Here is a 15,133-nt window from a genome sequence, read left to right as displayed (position 1 = left end):
ATCCCATCCTTTTAAATAACTTAAAAGAAAATTAATTTATTAAAATTTTAATTTTTTATATTCTTATCTCATAACTCTAATTCCAGCTTCAATAATTCAACAATATCCTCTGATTTTTTAGCATTTAACATTTCATTTCTAAAAGACTCATGCATTAATTTACGTGCGAGAACAGAAAAGATTCGCATATGCTGGTTTTCATCTGAATAATTAATTGTTAGCATAATTACTAATTTAACATTAACATTATCTCCCCACGCTAACTCATTCGGTAAACGTAATACAGAAATACTACTGTGTTTAACAAAAGGTGATTTACAGTGCGGTATTGCAATTGAGAAACCTAATGCCGTACTAAAAATCTCTTCTCTTTGCCATATTGCTTGTTCAACTTGTGATCCAGAGTCAGTTCGGTGATTAACTTCTAAATTATCAGTTAATCGTTTAATAACTTCCTCTTTACTTTCCATTCTTTCATCAAGAAAAATTAAAGACGGATCCAATACTGAATAATCATTTTTTGGCGTATTAGCAGAGATAGACAAACGAGATAGTTTATCTTTTTCAAACTTGAACCAATTATCTGCATATGTATCAGGCTCAATAATTAATAAATCGTATTGCGTATCTAATAATAAAACATGAGCAGATTGAATTGATTCAATTATGGAAGATGAAAGACATATTAAAGGAAGAGAGAAAGATTGTGCTAAAATAGCGGTATGTGATGTTTCTGCCCCTGAAGCCATCACAATACCTTGCAAATACTCCCCTCTCAATGCCAATAATTCGCTTGGTGTCAGTAATCCTTGGCAAATAATAATCGAATCTTCTGTTAATTTAGGAAGTTGTATTTTAGATTCGATACCAAGATGCCTTGCTATACGCAATCCCAGATCCTTAATATCTAACTCACGTTGGCGTAAATATTCATTACTACTGCTTCGAAATGGTAAGCTGAGCTCTTCAATTGCCATTGATAACGCAGCAATCGCATTATTTGCCTCTCTTGGTTCAAGTAAGCACGCTTCAATATCCTCATCATCCAATAATTGGCTTTGTGCCTCTAAAATATCAACCGCTGTTTTATCAGCTTGCTGAATATCTAGACTAAATTGTTGACGAGCACTTTGTAACGCACGTTTTAGTATTTCACATTGTTCTGATTGTGAATTTGATGGCTCTAATAATGAAATCTTTTGTAAATCAAAAGATTTCATATAGATAGCCCTACCTTTTGCAATCCCTTGGCTAACACCATAACCCTGAATAATTTGAGATGATGTCCAACTCAGATATATAGGGATCATTCCTTGCTCTGGTTTATCTTTTTTGGGCATTAATCCATCACAATGAATAAATTCTTGTTCAATAAATACCTTTAGTTTTTCATAAGCCAGATTTTCATCATCTCCACTGATTGTAAAATAACATTCATCACCAACAGCGACATCTGCCCCAACAAGAGCCAACACACTTTTCGCATTGGCTTGGCGTAGTTTGCTTTTATTAAAAAGTAAAATATCTGATTGAAAACAAGCTGTTTTTTGCTCAATTGCACTCGCTGGTCTTGCATGAATACCATTAGGTAACTCACAACGAAATGGAAGTATTTGCATAATTTTTCCTTTATTAATTAGTCAATTAACCAAGACACAGGTGTACAAGGAGCTGCTTTATCTGTGTTTATGCATATAGACTCCGATAAAGTAACTTGATGTATCAACGTATTCGACTTAGGTTCTGTATAGGTTTTGGTTTCACTACTTGGGTTCCACCCACGTAAAATCAGTGACTCTTGATTCTGTGCTTTTTTCAACGTGCTGAAGTGCAGCTCACTATCCCACGTCAATAGACTATAATTATCAGGAAAAACAATATAATGAGGATTCGTTTTAAATTGAGACCAACCGGAATCTAGGTAACCAAATGCAGGTAAACGCCAATGCTCAATATCACGCCATAGTTGAGCACTTTGGCCATTTTCTATCGGCAATACAGCAAAATGGAAATGATGAAGCCCCTGAATTTGTGATTCCGGTGACGGCAAAACCATACCTGATGCACGCCCTGGCCGCCAAGTTAGTTCTGCTTGGCCTAGCCAACCCACACTGCGCAAAAGTGTTATTCTTATCATGTCAGGTTGATTGGCTGGGATTTCATACTCTCTTAGTCCTTCAGTAACGATACAAATACCTTTTTTATCATCATGTTGCATTACCAGACTTTGCATTGGATAAAGCGCTGTTGGTGCCTCTACCCAATTTTCACTTTGCCAAATATCCATATTGGCTGGATTATTTTCTCGCTGAATCAAACCAAAAGGTTGGTCTGCAAAGTGAAATGTCTGTTGAATTTCCGTAGGAATTTCAACCTGAATTCGATGGTCTTCAATGGTATTATCAATTGTGATTTCAACATCTAGCCATGCCTTATCATGAGGTAAAGAAACCTGCATTGTGGCAGATAAACGCGCATTAACCTGTTTGGTTTGGCGGGCAATTGCATTCTGTGGTACTGGAATTCGCCAATTTAGAATAAATGAATCCATTAACGATGCTCTTACACAGTTAAATTGCTGTAAGTGTCCATCACTACTAATTAACCAATCATCTTCAGGTGGCGAATAGTTATAATTATCTCCTTCGTCCCCACCATCAATTAATCTAAGAATATTTGGGTATTGTTGTTGATTACGTTTATCAGTTAATAACAATCGCCCTTGGTGCAGTTCAAGTTTCAGCCATTCATTCTCTAATGTATTTTCAGTTTGAATGTTTTGTTGAATTTCAAAACCTGAATTTTCCCCTTCAACCAAATAAAAAGTCTGATAACCACATGAAGGTAACTCTTTCACTTCAAGCAAGACTTCGCATTTCCGGTACCATGTCGTTGTCGTACTATTCGCCAATTCTTGTACAATCAAAGACATATCTTGTTTTTCTTCATGAATAAGTTGCCAGCGGCAAGGTTTTCCTGCATCGTCTTTAATACAAAAATCATTTTCAGGTGTATAAAGTGTAATACGAACTTGAGCATCTCTTTTATGTGGCAACGAATTGAAAATGATAATTTTTTTACCATCTTGTTTTGCTTCAATCCCGCGAGCAAGCATCTTCATATTAAGGTCAAACAGTTGATTTGCACTTTCTAAACCATCTTGTAAGCGTGCTTTCACCATGCTATTAACACGATCAGAATTACATCCGCCGATACTATCATGAGCGTGTGACTGCATAGCTTTACGCCAAATATTGTCAATCGCAGTTTGTGGATAAGGTAAACCAAGCCGCCAGTTAATGGATAGAAGAGGCTCAAGTTGTTGACTAACAAATTGTTCTAATTTTGCATTTAATAATTTAATGTCCATTCGAGTAGAAAAAATACCACGATGTACACGCATATATTTCGGGCTCAGCAATTCACCATTAAATTCAGGTAGTTCAGTGCTATTTGCTTGTAAAGCATCAAAAAATGCACTGAAACTACTTTTGACAAAATAATATTCCTTTTGAGCTTTATTTAATTGCTCAAGCATCGCAGGTACGGCATATTCAAAAGGGGATTGGTCATTACCATTAGGTAGTAATATTTGGTCTGAGTGAGCAAAACGGGCTTGTTTTTCCAAGATAGCAGGTAAAACGGCAGAGGCTTTTTCTGGATTATCAGGTAACCATTTCGCGCAGCCGTAGCCCCAAGGTAATACAGCAGTAGCCACACTATGACCTGACTGCGATTTCCAAATAAATTCACTACTTGCGACATCATGTTCACACCATCCACGCCATACGACCGCATGTTTGATACCAAACTCTTGCAAAAACATAGGTAGCTGTGCACTTTGTCCAAATGAATCAGGCACATAGCCTATTGGCATATAACCGCCCCATTGCTCACAATCTACTTTTCCCAACAGTAAGTTTCGCGTGATAGATTCCGCTCCAACGACTAAAAAATCAGTTTGTGTGTACCAAGGGCCAATAAGAATTCGGCCTTGTTTAATTAATTTCTGTAAGCAATCACGCCTTTCTAGTGCAACCTGTAAATAATCTTCCAGCACCACGGTTTGCCCATCTAAAACAAAGGGGCCAAGAGAAGGATCTTCTTCTAAATGTTTAATTAAATCATTCATGAAATAATAAAGAACAATTTTTGAATCATTCTCAGTGAAATACCATTCACGATCCCAGTGCGTATGTTGAATTAAATGTACCGTTTTCATTTTATGACCTTAAAATATTTTTAGCAGAACAGCCCCGTCACGTTATTCACGCTAATTAACACTGTACGACATTATTAAAATAACTCTCTAATTAACGACCGACTTTAAATTTAGGAATAGCTGTTTCTGTTTTTTTAGTTTCTATCGTTTCATTACCACGAAATATTAATAAAGAGCCAATAGTAATAATTGCAGATCCCACAGCAACCGATAATATATATATCGGCCATTTATCTACGGCTAACCACCCATAAAATCCCGAAATAGGAGCATGATTTATCGCACCTAGACCGACCGCCATAGCTGCACCTGTTGCTGCACCAATAATGTTAATGATAATAATCTTTGGATTAGCAAGAGCAAATGGGATCGCGCCCTCAGAAACGCCAATTAACCCCATTAGCGTAGAAGCTTTTCCTGCTTCTCTTAATGATTCAGGAAAACGTTTTGACCAAATTAGCGTTGCTAAACCGATCCCAATTGGGGGAATAATAATAGCAACTTGAGCTGCTGTATTTGGCTCGTAAATTTCCGATGCTAATAATGCCATTGCAGTGGTTACTGCGGCTTTATTAACCGGGCCACCAAGGTCAAATCCAACCATTGCGCCAATAACGGCAGCAAGAATTACTTTATTAGATCCCGACATTGATAAAAGCCATTGCTCCATACCATGATTAAGTGCCGCTAAAGGTGCACCAATCACAAATGCCATAATAATACAGGTGAGTAATGTACCACCTACTGGCAAAATAAAAATCGGTCCTGCTGATGCAAGTGATTTTGGTAATTTCGTATATTTAGCTAACAAACGTACAATATAACCAGCAATAAACCCTGCTGCTAAGGCCCCTAAAAACCCGGTGCCTAAATTACTTGCCAACAAACCACCGACCATTCCAGGCGCTAAACCAGGCTTATTCGCGATAGCAAAGCTGATATACCCCGCGACGATAGGTAACATAAGAGAGAGTGCTAATCCTCCAAAACCATCAAATTTATGAAGCACTTGGACGACGAAATTTGTAGCTTCCAGATGGCTAGAATCCCAAATATTATCAATACCATATAAAGATGCACCAATACGAGATATCCCCATAATCACTGCACCTGCGATAACAAATGGCAGCATCCATGACACACCCGTCATAATGGCATTTTTTATTTCCGTACCAATGCCTAGTTTCGATGTTCCATTAGACTGCCCCATTTTTCATTTCCTCCTCAATTGCATCAATAATTGCATCGCCATACTTGATTGGGTCTGCAACACTGCATTCAAGCTTAATCATCCCATTAAATCGCTCCTTATTAATAACAGCGACATCAGCAGCCAAAATGACCGCATCTGCTCTTGCTAAATCGTCACTGGTAATCTCATTTTCAATTCCCATACTCCCTTGAGTTTCAACTTTAATTTCATGGCCTCTTTTTTTTCCTATGATATCCAACGATTCAGCAGCCATATATGTATGAGCAACACCAGTAGGACAAGCCGCAACACAAACAATAAACATAACAACTCCTTAAAATTTAATTCAGACAATAAAAAAAGCACAATGGCATAAATGCGCATTGTGCTTTTTAAAGGCAGCTAAAGGTAAAGAAATAATATTTCCAGGTGCACCACTAGAATGACGACAAATCATTATGTGGCGCAAACTGGACACAAGGAATAAAAAGATCAATTCGTGACGTTTACGAATATTTAATGATATTAAAGGATTAACATAAGCATTTCTTTCTAATTTAGTTAAATCGCTATCAAATACAGAAATATAAAGCTTCTGTGCACTCTGCCATAACTGCGACCAATTAACTGAGAAATCATTTTCAGATTGATTAGAATTCTCAGATTCATCTTTTTCAAGGGAAGCAATTGGTACAAACCAGCAAATTTTGCTTAATAAAGCTTTCATTTTGCTATCAAGTGATAGCAAAAATAAAATGCAGCCTTTAAAAAATAAAGCAAAATGTAAAGACATAGTGTCCCCCTTTAGAAACTAGTACCATTCTAAACGTATAAAATAGAAAATTACTGTGATTCCACCCTCATTTATTAAATTAAATAAAAATTAAAATGCTAAAAATATTAATGGCTATTTTCATTTTTCAATAAAAACCTGATTATCAAAGATTTATCTAAAATAAATTTTTTAGATAAATAATAACCTCACTGAAAACCTAAAAGTATAATAATCTAAGAATTTCGCAATACTATTAATTATTAATCTGAGCTTTTTATATTAATCCAATAGAAGCTATTTTTATATGTTTTTATATAGAATGTCATTTTTCTTATTGGCTAAATTTAAAGAGATACAATGAAACAAAAAAATCAAAAAACAATTAATTTAGGATAGAGGAATATAATAATTCGATTGATACCCCTAAAGCACCTAAATGATATTACTCAATATAAGATTATAAAATAACGCATAAATGAACATTAAAAAATTCAACCTTATCAATCCATTAGTCACTTTCATACTCATTTTTCTTAGCTATATCATTAAAAAATTTAGAGTGAATGCATCCTTGAACAAAAATCATACGAAAAGAGAATCTAATGCTGTAAAATTATAGATAGAAGCAATAATCTCCAATAACTCGTAAAAAACAACCATTACTGGTTCTTCTTGTTAGAGGTAATTGAGTGCTTAGATTGATATCTATCATGGGAATGCACAAACAATCATTTTACCACTTGCTGTATCGATTCAATTCGAGTTAAATTTAGAGTATCCACAGGATCTATGAACCTAGAAAACAAGTCATCACTCTCGTGTAAAATTTGTTTTTCGCATTGATAGGGAGAAAATGCAAGTTGCTACTAGCGTTCGAGTTGACTATCCCTATAATGTAGGTCAGCAATAATTCATTTTTAATTTGAGTGTACTGATAGGAGTTTTAGCTATGGCTGTAACTAAACTGGTTTTAGTAAGACACGGTGAAAGTGAGTGGAACAAAGAAAACCGCTTCACAGGTTGGACTGATGTAGAACTGTCCGATAAAGGCCGCGAAGAAGCAAAAATTGCAGGCCAACTGCTAAAAGACGAAGGTTTTGTGTTTGATTTTGCTTACACTTCCGTTCTGAAACGCGCTATTCATACTTTATGGAATATCCTTGATCAAGTTGAACAATCATGGCTACCCGTTGAAAAAAGCTGGAAATTAAATGAACGCCACTACGGTGCTCTGCAAGGTTTAGACAAATCAGAAACCGCGGCAAAATACGGTGACGAACAAGTTAAATTATGGCGCCGTGGTTTTGCTATCACACCTCCAGACCTAGAAAAAGATGATGAGCGTTACCCAGGGCACGATCCTCGCTACGCGAAACTGTCAGATAAAGAATTACCCGTTACTGAAAGCTTAGCAACCACTATTGAGCGTGTCGTTCCTTACTGGGAAGAAGTCATCAAGCCTCGCGTTACTAGTGGCGAGAAAGTCATTATTGCCGCTCATGGTAACTCTCTGCGTGCTTTAGTGAAACACTTAGACAACTTAAGTGAAGATGAAATTTTGGAATTAAACATCCCAACTGCGGTACCAATGGTTTATGAGTTCGATGAAAACATGAAACCAATCAAACGTTACTATTTAGGTAACCAAGATGAAATTGCTGCAAAACAAGCCGCAGTAGCAAACCAAGGTAAAGCGAAGTAATTATTAACTTTATCTCTAAATATTGAAGGGCTAAGCCATATGCTTAGCCCTTTTTTCTTATCCATTTACTTCTATTCCTCAAAAAAACTTAACTCACAGTGTAAGAAATCCCAATAACCGATTATTATAGGGAAAACACATTGAAAGGTTGATAAAACAATAAAATGAACAAATTTAATATGTATGTTTGGGTTGGCCTTGTACTTAGCGCCAGTATCTTGGGTTCCCTGCTGTATATGATCCAAGGTGGCGAATTAGTCGTTGATGGTTCAAATGGTGCTGCTAATGCCGAGCTGATGAAAACCTTAATGATCATTGCTTGTATCAGCTTCCCAGTACAAATTATTAGTATGATGGTGATGACTTATAAACCTCGGTTATCCATTGTCCTTGCCGTACTCAGTAGCCTAGCATTAATGCCAATCACCATTGTATTTACCATGGGAATGATTTTCTCTGCGATCCGCTGGCGTTACCATCAGTTAACCCAATTTGATACCTCTTTAAATGTTCAATTTGACCAACGCGTTGAGTTCAACAAACGCAATAACCGTATTTTAGTTGTTGCACTTGGCTTAATCAGTATCACCTTTATTATATTAAGCCAAAGCTTAGGGATGTTCCTGTTTGTTTTCACCATTTTCCTTGGTTACTTTGGCAAAAAAGCGGGTGATGGTGTCTATTTAGCGATTAAAGACTCATATTTCTATATTCGCCCAAACATTTTCGCTTACTGTTATCGTATTCCATTAAAAGAGGTGGAATATACAAAAGGCGAGAAAGGCAAAGTACATTTTGATGTCCAGACCGATACTGAACGATTGCAATTAACGGCAACTCCGGCAAATGCAACACCTGAAGAACAGTCAAAATTGAATACCTTCATTAACCAAATTCAAAAAAAACAGTAAGTGGGCGACACAATGACTGCCGCTTGACAAGCCGGCAGTCGTTACGATTAATTTGCGTTAGGTATCATAGGCATTACAGGTGGAGTCAAGTTAATAATATTCACTTCATTAGGAGAACCTATACTAATAAAGTGATTATCTATGAACGAGACAGTCCATTCTCCCAAAATATCTACTGGAGAAAAACCACTATTCCCACTTAAATGAAGTGTACTATTAGGATTTTTAATTGCATATTCTTTAATAGTTTCATTAATAATAGAAACTATTCTTTTATCTTCTTTAACTTTATCTTTTAAACTTGATATAAATTCATTGTAATATTCAGTGCTAGGAAATGATTCTTTGTCCGATACATAGTCTGCCTCATATTCTAAAATTGATTTCTCAATGCGGGGGATTCCTTCCCGAATATATTTAACATCCTCCATATAATTATAGACATTATTGGAAATATATCCATTATCGTTATCTATTTCTGCATTCATTAAATTAAATATATATTCAACTTCATACTTGAAATCATTATTTAATTTAGGTCCAGAAATATTCGCTTTCAAATCATACCAAATTGCTGAATTCATTGAAGGATAGTTTTTGCGAGACAAAATAGGCACTTCATCTAATTGACTTACCTTTTCAGCGAGAGGGCGGATTTGTTCTAAGATAGCCGTTCTTTTATCTGGGTTTTCAATGTACTCATTCATTAACTCAGATACCTTAATATTATCCTTATATTCACTTGCTCTTATGTTAAGATAATCATTTAACGAATCAATATATTTAAATGAATCGGTTTTATCTTTATCATTCCCCCAGCCTCCTCTAATGCTAATATCAATATCATTATTCAGCCTTACACGATCTTCCTCTAACTCTTTCCTAGCATTCATAATACTTTCTTGCATTATTTCTGCATTCTCTTTCAATTTATTAGAAAGCACTCTAAGATTGATTTCATAATTAATTCTTGATTTATCAGTTAATGCCATTTTATATACTCCTTTATATGAAAACTTAACTAACTTTAAAGAATGCCATTAATAAAAATGACAAAAAAATAATAATGCAGCTTAGAATAAAAAACTAATTTATTTTTTGTATGATAAAAAATATAAAATTCCATCGTGCTGTATATATATAAAAAAAGCCAGATATTAAAATATCTGGCTTTATGTACTTATTATTCTTAAATTATTTATTTCGACGAGCGATCACCGCATCTGATAACTGACGCAATACTTTTTCAGTATCACTCCAACCAATACACGCATCCGTCACACTTTTACCGTAAACTAATGGCTCATCAGATTCGAGATTCTGGTTACCTTCAACAAGATTACTTTCAATCATAATCCCTGTAATCGAACGGTCACCTTGGCGGATTTGCTCGCTAACGTCCGTCGCCACTTCCATTTGTTTCTCGAATTTTTTGCAGCTATTTGCATGGCTAAAATCAATCATGATACTAGGCACAAGCCCCGCTTTCTCTAGCCCTTCACGGACTTCTTGCACATGCTTAGCACTGTAATTTGGTTCTTTACCACCACGTAAAATAATATGGCAATCTGGGTTTCCGCTGGTGTTCACTATCGCAGAGTGGCCCCACTTGGTCACTGACAAGAAACAGTGGGCTGAACGCGCTGAGTTAATTGCATCAATGGCAATTTTAATTGTGCCATCTGTACCATTTTTAAAACCAACAGGGCAAGATAAACCAGACGCTAGCTCACGGTGAATTTGTGATTCAGTGGTTCGAGCACCAATAGCTCCCCAACTCATCAAATCTGCCACGTATTGTGGACTGATGACATCTAAGAACTCACCCGCAGTTGGTAAGCCTTGGTTATTGATTGTCAGCAATAATTCACGAGCAATACGTAAACCTTCGTTAATATCAAAGCTACAATCCATTTTAGGGTCATTAATTAGCCCTTTCCAACCCACCGTTGTGCGTGGCTTTTCAAAATACACTCGCATCACAATTTCCAGAGAACCTTTTAATTCCTCACGTAATTTACCCAAGCGCTCTGCGTATTCTAAAGCCGCTTTAGTATCATGAATCGAGCAAGGGCCAATAACTACCACTAAACGGTCATCTTTACCGGCTAAAATATTGTGGATTGCCAGGCGTGCTTCATGAACGGTAAACGCAGCTTTGTCGGTTGCTGGAAATTTTTCAAGCAGAGCAATTGGTGGTAATAATTCTTTTATTTGTTTTATTCTGACGTCATCGTTCTGATAATTCATACCTGTATATCCAATGTTTATTATTTTTACTGTAGTTGATTTACATGCCAAATTTATCCAAGTTGGTTTCGCCCGAACAAAGCGCAGAGTAGACAGCTGAATTCCTTCACTGTACTCGAAAGGATAAAAGATAATTAGCATCGAAATTTTAATCTAACCGTTCAACAGACATCTGTAAACAGGCAAGCGCACGATAAAACTAGGACTTTATTAGTAGCCAATTATAAAATGAGGTGAAATGTTGAAATTTAGCATGATAAGTAGGCAAAACTGGCATTTTTCAGAGCAAATAATAACTAAAACAGCTAAATGACGATAATGCCACTTTAGCTGTTTTAGATGATTTTTTCTGTCTAAGTACGAGAAATGGGCATGGAGCCGTTTTCTTTTGCTGATTTTATCCAAAGCCTAGAGCCATTTAGGGCGATACCTAATAAAATTAAGTATTCTAAGGACATGGCATAAACACCTTGAATAAAGAAAATCACAATACTGATGACGTTAATAATGACCCACAACAACCAGTTTTCTACATATTTACGTGTCATTAAAATCATCGCGACAACGGAAAGAATGGTCATCGTCGAATCCCAGAATGGGAAGGCATCAGGTTCAATTGCAGGCATTGCGAGGTTAGCGCCAAATAGATTTAATAACTCGACGGCCCATCTCGCCAGCACACCAAATACCGAATCAATATTAAATGTCAGATAAATAATAGCGATAACTGAAATAACCAATGTTATAGCTGCTTTTGGTAAGCTCAACCAACGAATTTTTAGCTCTGCTTGCTGCGAACTAGTAACTCTGCTCCATGCGTACCAGCCATAGATATTGGCGACAAAGAAAAATATCTGTAACAATAGATTTGCATATAGCTGAATTTGAAAGAAAATAACTGCAAACAGAGAAACGTTAATTAACCCAAATAGATAATTAATCGTTTTTTCTAGACTCGCAAGTAGAATACAAAGTAAACCAGCAATGGTCCCCACGGCTTCAATGTAAGATAAATCATAAACTGATCCCCAAAGTGGGATCTGCACTAACGTATTGGCTGTACTAAAGAAATCCATCCCAAAATCCTTTATAAGTGTTCGTTAATGTTGTATTGCTCAGTATTTCATTGAAATTGTATTTTATTATTTTAGACTCTCTGCAAAATCTAGCATCTTATTTAATGGTCGTAATGCTTTTTCTCGTAATATTTCACTGACTTGAATTTGATGGTCTTGCGAATTCCCTTCTAAGGCATCAGCAATCGCTTTTAAGCCATTCATTGCCATCCAAGGGCAATGTGCACAAGTTCGACATGTTGCGCCCTCACCAGCTGTTGGAGCGATATAAAGCGTCTTCTCCGGGCAAGCTTGCTGCATTTTGTAAAAAATACCTTTATCCGTCGCCACTATCATCGATGGGTTAGGTAAATTTTGTGCTGCTTTAATTAACTGACTTGTAGAACCGACCGCATCTGCAAGGTCGACTATCGCTTGTGGCGACTCAGGGTGAACCAATACCGCAGCTTCAGGGTATAGGGCTTTCATTTTTTCTAATGATTGTGTTTTAAATTCATCATGAACGATGCAAGCCCCTTGCCAACACAGAATATCAGCCCCGGTTTGTTGTTGGACATAACGCCCAAGATGGCGGTCTGGAGCCCAAATTATTTTTTCACCTAAGCTATCAAGGTGCTCTATTAATTCAACAGCAATACTGGATGTGACTACCCAATCAGCCCGAGCCTTTACTGCTGCTGAAGTATTAGCATACACCACCACAGTCCTATCTGGATGCTCATCACAAAAACGGATAAATTCTTCTTCAGGGCAACCTATATCAAGGGAACATTGGGCTTCTAATGTTGGCATTAAGACTTGTTTTTCTGGGCTGAGAATTTTTGCTGTTTCGCCCATAAATTTCACTCCAGCAACAACTAAGGTAGATGCCGAATGTTTAGCCCCAAAACGCGCCATTTCAAGTGAATCTGCAACACAGCCCCCAGTTTCTTCTGCAAGTGCTTGAATTTCAGGATCAGTATAGTAGTGTGCAACGATTACCGCATTTTTCTCCACCAATAGCGACTTAATCTTCTGCCGATAAAATTCTTTTTCATCCGAGCTTAATCGTGCTGGTTTTGCTGGGAACGGATAAACTGACTGGTCAAAATCGATAAACACGCTCATTGGTTGCCTCTGTTTAGCAAAAAGCGATTTTATTACCTTATTCAAGTTTAAAACCGCAAGTTTACACACATTTTGTTTTATATACTAAACAAGATACCCCACTTGGCTTAATAAGTCTCCTTTCTTTTCACTCATTAGAGAACCTTTTATGGCTTTGCTTTAGCTTTTTTACGCTTTTTAGGTTTGAATCTTCGCTTTTACACGCCTTTATCGGTATCGTAGCCATCCTTACTTAATTCATTAGGTCAGTTATGGAACCACCTGCATCTTTAATAAATAAAATTATCTCTATTTCATTACTCGATCCAAGAATTGAAGCTGTCGTATTGACGGGGTCACGTGGTCGAGAACAAAACATTGATAGCTACTCAGATATTGATATTGAGTTGATTGGTCATGGTACAACTGAAATATTTAATCAAAAGTCTTGGGTAAATCAATTTGGTAAACCTTTAGTTGCTCTTCATTTACTAAATCAGGAAGAAGATGCACCTGACTGGCCAACCTGTTTGGTTATCTTTGAAGAAGGCCGTAAAGTGGATTTCACATTTGCCGAACCTGAACGACTATCAAAGATGAAGCAACAAGGTCTAGATGCCACTTTTTCCCGTGGTTTTACTGTATTACTAGATAAAACAGGGATCACTGAAGGCTTACCTGAAAATATTAATCAACAAATGTTAGCACCACCTCAATTAACAGCAGAACAATTCACTGAAGTTGTCTCTGATTTTTGGCATGAAGCTCATCAAGTCACGATAGCATTAACTAGAGACGAATTGTGGGTCGCGTGGGCAAGAAGTGCTGATATGAAACAGTATTTTCTGCAATTAATAGAGCAGTTAATCTTTATCAAAAATGGTTCAATATGCGACGTTTGGTATAAAGGGCGTAATTATCATGAGTGGATGCCTAAACCCTATATCGAAGCACTAGAAATTATCTTTAATTGTGGGACGACACAGAGCGCAGCATTGTCTCTTCAGTGCTTAATGCGTTGCTTTAATGAAGTAGCTACCGAGCTCGCTAGCCTTCAAGGCTTCAATGATATGCAGCTTATGGCAGAAAAAATGCAAGAACTGCTTATTGGCATTTTGCAGGATAACGCCCTACTCCCTGAAACACTGTAAAATAAGATAAATATAAATGAAGCACAGCAAAGGAATGCGGTGCTTTTATTGTTGTGAGCGATTAGACAACTAAGTACTTACTTAGGTAAATATTACTTGGATTGCTTGCTTGATAATAGCTTGAAATGGTGGGTCGTGCAGGATTGAAATCCTTCGGATTTGCCCTACGGGCTAAACCTGCAACCAGCTTGTCGAGGTCTGGCTTAACGACTGAGTGTTTACTTAGGTGATTGTTAAATTGGATTATTTGCTTAGGAATGCCTTGAGATGGTGGGTCGTGCAGGATTGAAATCCTTCGGATTTACCCTGCGGGCTAAACCTGCAACCAGCTTGTCGAGGTATGGCTTAACGACTGAGTGTTTACTTAGGTGATTGTTAAATTGGATTATTTGCTTAGGAATGGCTTGAGATGGTGGGTCGTGCAGGATTGAAATCCTTCGGATTTGCCCTGCGGGCTAAACCTGCAACCAGCTTGTCGAGGTATGGCTTAACGACTGAGTGTTTACTTAGGTGATTGTTAAATTGGATTATTTGCTTAGGAATGGCTTGAGATGGTGGGTCGTGCAGGATTGAAATCCTTCGGATTTGCCCTGCGGGCTAAACCTGCAACCAGCTTGTCGAGGTATGGCTTAACGACTGAGTGTTTACTTAGGTGATTGTTAAATTGGATTATTTGCTTAGGAATGGCTTGAGATGGTGGGTCGTGCAGGATTCGAACCTGCGACCAATTGATTAAAAGTCAACTGCTCTACCGACTGAGCTAACGAC

12 protein-coding genes are annotated in these 15,133 nt (G+C 37.1%); 3 read left to right on the top strand and 9 right to left on the bottom strand.

What is annotated here, in order from left to right:
* Positions 1-68 precede the first annotated feature (68 nt).
* The 5 genes from SJ312_RS00060 to SJ312_RS00040 form a co-directional block, all read right to left on the bottom strand.
* Positions 69-1,619: a fructose PTS transporter subunit IIA gene (locus SJ312_RS00060; RefSeq protein WP_153673658.1), complete on the bottom strand. Its 1,551-nt coding sequence runs from the start codon at positions 1,617-1,619 to the stop codon at positions 69-71.
* Between the two features lie 17 nt (positions 1,620-1,636).
* Positions 1,637-4,222: a glycoside hydrolase family 38 C-terminal domain-containing protein gene (locus tag SJ312_RS00055; protein ID WP_319866639.1), complete on the bottom strand. Its 2,586-nt coding sequence runs from the start codon at positions 4,220-4,222 to the stop codon at positions 1,637-1,639.
* 91 nt (positions 4,223-4,313) lie between these two features.
* Positions 4,314-5,432, bottom strand: coding sequence for a PTS fructose transporter subunit IIC (locus tag SJ312_RS00050; RefSeq protein WP_004256743.1), 1,119 nt, complete (start codon positions 5,430-5,432; stop codon positions 4,314-4,316).
* Complete coding sequence (locus tag SJ312_RS00045) at positions 5,419-5,739, bottom strand: PTS fructose transporter subunit IIB (protein ID WP_004256746.1); 321 nt, start codon at positions 5,737-5,739, stop codon at positions 5,419-5,421. The genes SJ312_RS00050 and SJ312_RS00045 overlap by 14 nt, the downstream gene beginning before the upstream one ends.
* A 21-nt stretch (positions 5,740-5,760) precedes the next feature.
* Positions 5,761-6,207 carry a hypothetical protein gene (locus tag SJ312_RS00040; protein ID WP_004256749.1) on the bottom strand — a complete coding sequence of 149 codons (447 nt, stop codon included), beginning with the start codon at positions 6,205-6,207 and terminating at the stop codon, positions 5,761-5,763.
* A 931-nt stretch (positions 6,208-7,138) separates the two neighbouring features.
* On the opposite strand from SJ312_RS00040, the gene gpmA reads away from it, so the two are divergent.
* The gene (gene gpmA, locus SJ312_RS00035) at positions 7,139-7,891 is read left to right on the top strand and encodes a 2,3-diphosphoglycerate-dependent phosphoglycerate mutase (protein ID WP_004256752.1); all 753 of its coding nucleotides are present in this window, start codon (positions 7,139-7,141) and stop codon (positions 7,889-7,891) included.
* Positions 7,892-8,055: 164 nt separating this feature from the next.
* Positions 8,056-8,802 (top strand): hypothetical protein, encoded by a 747-nt coding sequence (locus tag SJ312_RS00030; RefSeq protein ID WP_004256754.1) that lies wholly within the window; start codon positions 8,056-8,058, stop codon positions 8,800-8,802.
* Between the two features lie 47 nt (positions 8,803-8,849).
* On the opposite strand, the gene SJ312_RS00025 is transcribed toward SJ312_RS00030, so the two are convergent.
* The 4 genes from SJ312_RS00025 to nadA form a co-directional block, all read right to left on the bottom strand.
* On the bottom strand, positions 8,850-9,794 hold the full coding sequence (locus SJ312_RS00025) for a hypothetical protein (RefSeq protein ID WP_110591346.1): 945 nt from the start codon (positions 9,792-9,794) through the stop codon (positions 8,850-8,852).
* A 202-nt stretch (positions 9,795-9,996) separates the two neighbouring features.
* Complete coding sequence (aroG, locus tag SJ312_RS00020) at positions 9,997-11,052, bottom strand: 3-deoxy-7-phosphoheptulonate synthase AroG (protein WP_036957937.1); 1,056 nt, start codon at positions 11,050-11,052, stop codon at positions 9,997-9,999.
* Between the two features lie 353 nt (positions 11,053-11,405).
* Entirely contained in the window at positions 11,406-12,128 is a 723-nt protein-coding gene (gene pnuC / locus SJ312_RS00015; RefSeq protein WP_272574714.1) for a nicotinamide riboside transporter PnuC, read from the bottom strand.
* A gap of 66 nt (positions 12,129-12,194) precedes the next feature.
* Positions 12,195-13,235 (bottom strand): quinolinate synthase NadA, encoded by a 1,041-nt coding sequence (gene nadA, locus SJ312_RS00010; RefSeq protein WP_004256768.1) that lies wholly within the window; start codon positions 13,233-13,235, stop codon positions 12,195-12,197.
* Between the two features lie 251 nt (positions 13,236-13,486).
* On the opposite strand from nadA, the gene SJ312_RS00005 reads away from it, so the two are divergent.
* Positions 13,487-14,365 carry an aminoglycoside 6-adenylyltransferase gene (locus SJ312_RS00005; RefSeq protein WP_110591345.1) on the top strand — a complete coding sequence of 293 codons (879 nt, stop codon included), beginning with the start codon at positions 13,487-13,489 and terminating at the stop codon, positions 14,363-14,365.
* The last annotated feature ends 768 nt before the right edge of the window (positions 14,366-15,133 follow it).

The sequence above is a fragment of the Providencia sp. CIM-Carb-044 genome (assembly GCF_033901115.1).
Taxonomy (GTDB): Bacteria; Pseudomonadota; Gammaproteobacteria; order Enterobacterales; family Enterobacteriaceae; genus Providencia; species Providencia hangzhouensis.
Note: the sequence above shows the minus strand (reverse complement) of the source record. Positions and strands in the feature narration are given on the sequence as shown.

Coding starts and splice junctions, on each gene's coding strand:
- SJ312_RS00025 (WP_110591346.1), bottom strand. CDS start 9,794: ATGGCATTAACTGATAAATCAAGAATTAATTATGAAATCAATCTTAGA.
- aroG (WP_036957937.1), bottom strand. CDS start 11,052: ATGAATTATCAGAACGATGACGTCAGAATAAAACAAATAAAAGAATTA.
- gpmA (WP_004256752.1), top strand. CDS start 7,139: ATGGCTGTAACTAAACTGGTTTTAGTAAGACACGGTGAAAGTGAGTGG.
- SJ312_RS00050 (WP_004256743.1), bottom strand. CDS start 5,432: ATGGGGCAGTCTAATGGAACATCGAAACTAGGCATTGGTACGGAAATA.
- SJ312_RS00030 (WP_004256754.1), top strand. CDS start 8,056: ATGAACAAATTTAATATGTATGTTTGGGTTGGCCTTGTACTTAGCGCC.
- SJ312_RS00045 (WP_004256746.1), bottom strand. CDS start 5,739: ATGTTTATTGTTTGTGTTGCGGCTTGTCCTACTGGTGTTGCTCATACA.
- SJ312_RS00060 (WP_153673658.1), bottom strand. CDS start 1,619: ATGCAAATACTTCCATTTCGTTGTGAGTTACCTAATGGTATTCATGCA.
- SJ312_RS00055 (WP_319866639.1), bottom strand. CDS start 4,222: ATGAAAACGGTACATTTAATTCAACATACGCACTGGGATCGTGAATGG.
- pnuC (WP_272574714.1), bottom strand. CDS start 12,128: ATGGATTTCTTTAGTACAGCCAATACGTTAGTGCAGATCCCACTTTGG.
- SJ312_RS00040 (WP_004256749.1), bottom strand. CDS start 6,207: ATGTCTTTACATTTTGCTTTATTTTTTAAAGGCTGCATTTTATTTTTG.
- nadA (WP_004256768.1), bottom strand. CDS start 13,235: ATGAGCGTGTTTATCGATTTTGACCAGTCAGTTTATCCGTTCCCAGCA.
- SJ312_RS00005 (WP_110591345.1), top strand. CDS start 13,487: ATGGAACCACCTGCATCTTTAATAAATAAAATTATCTCTATTTCATTA.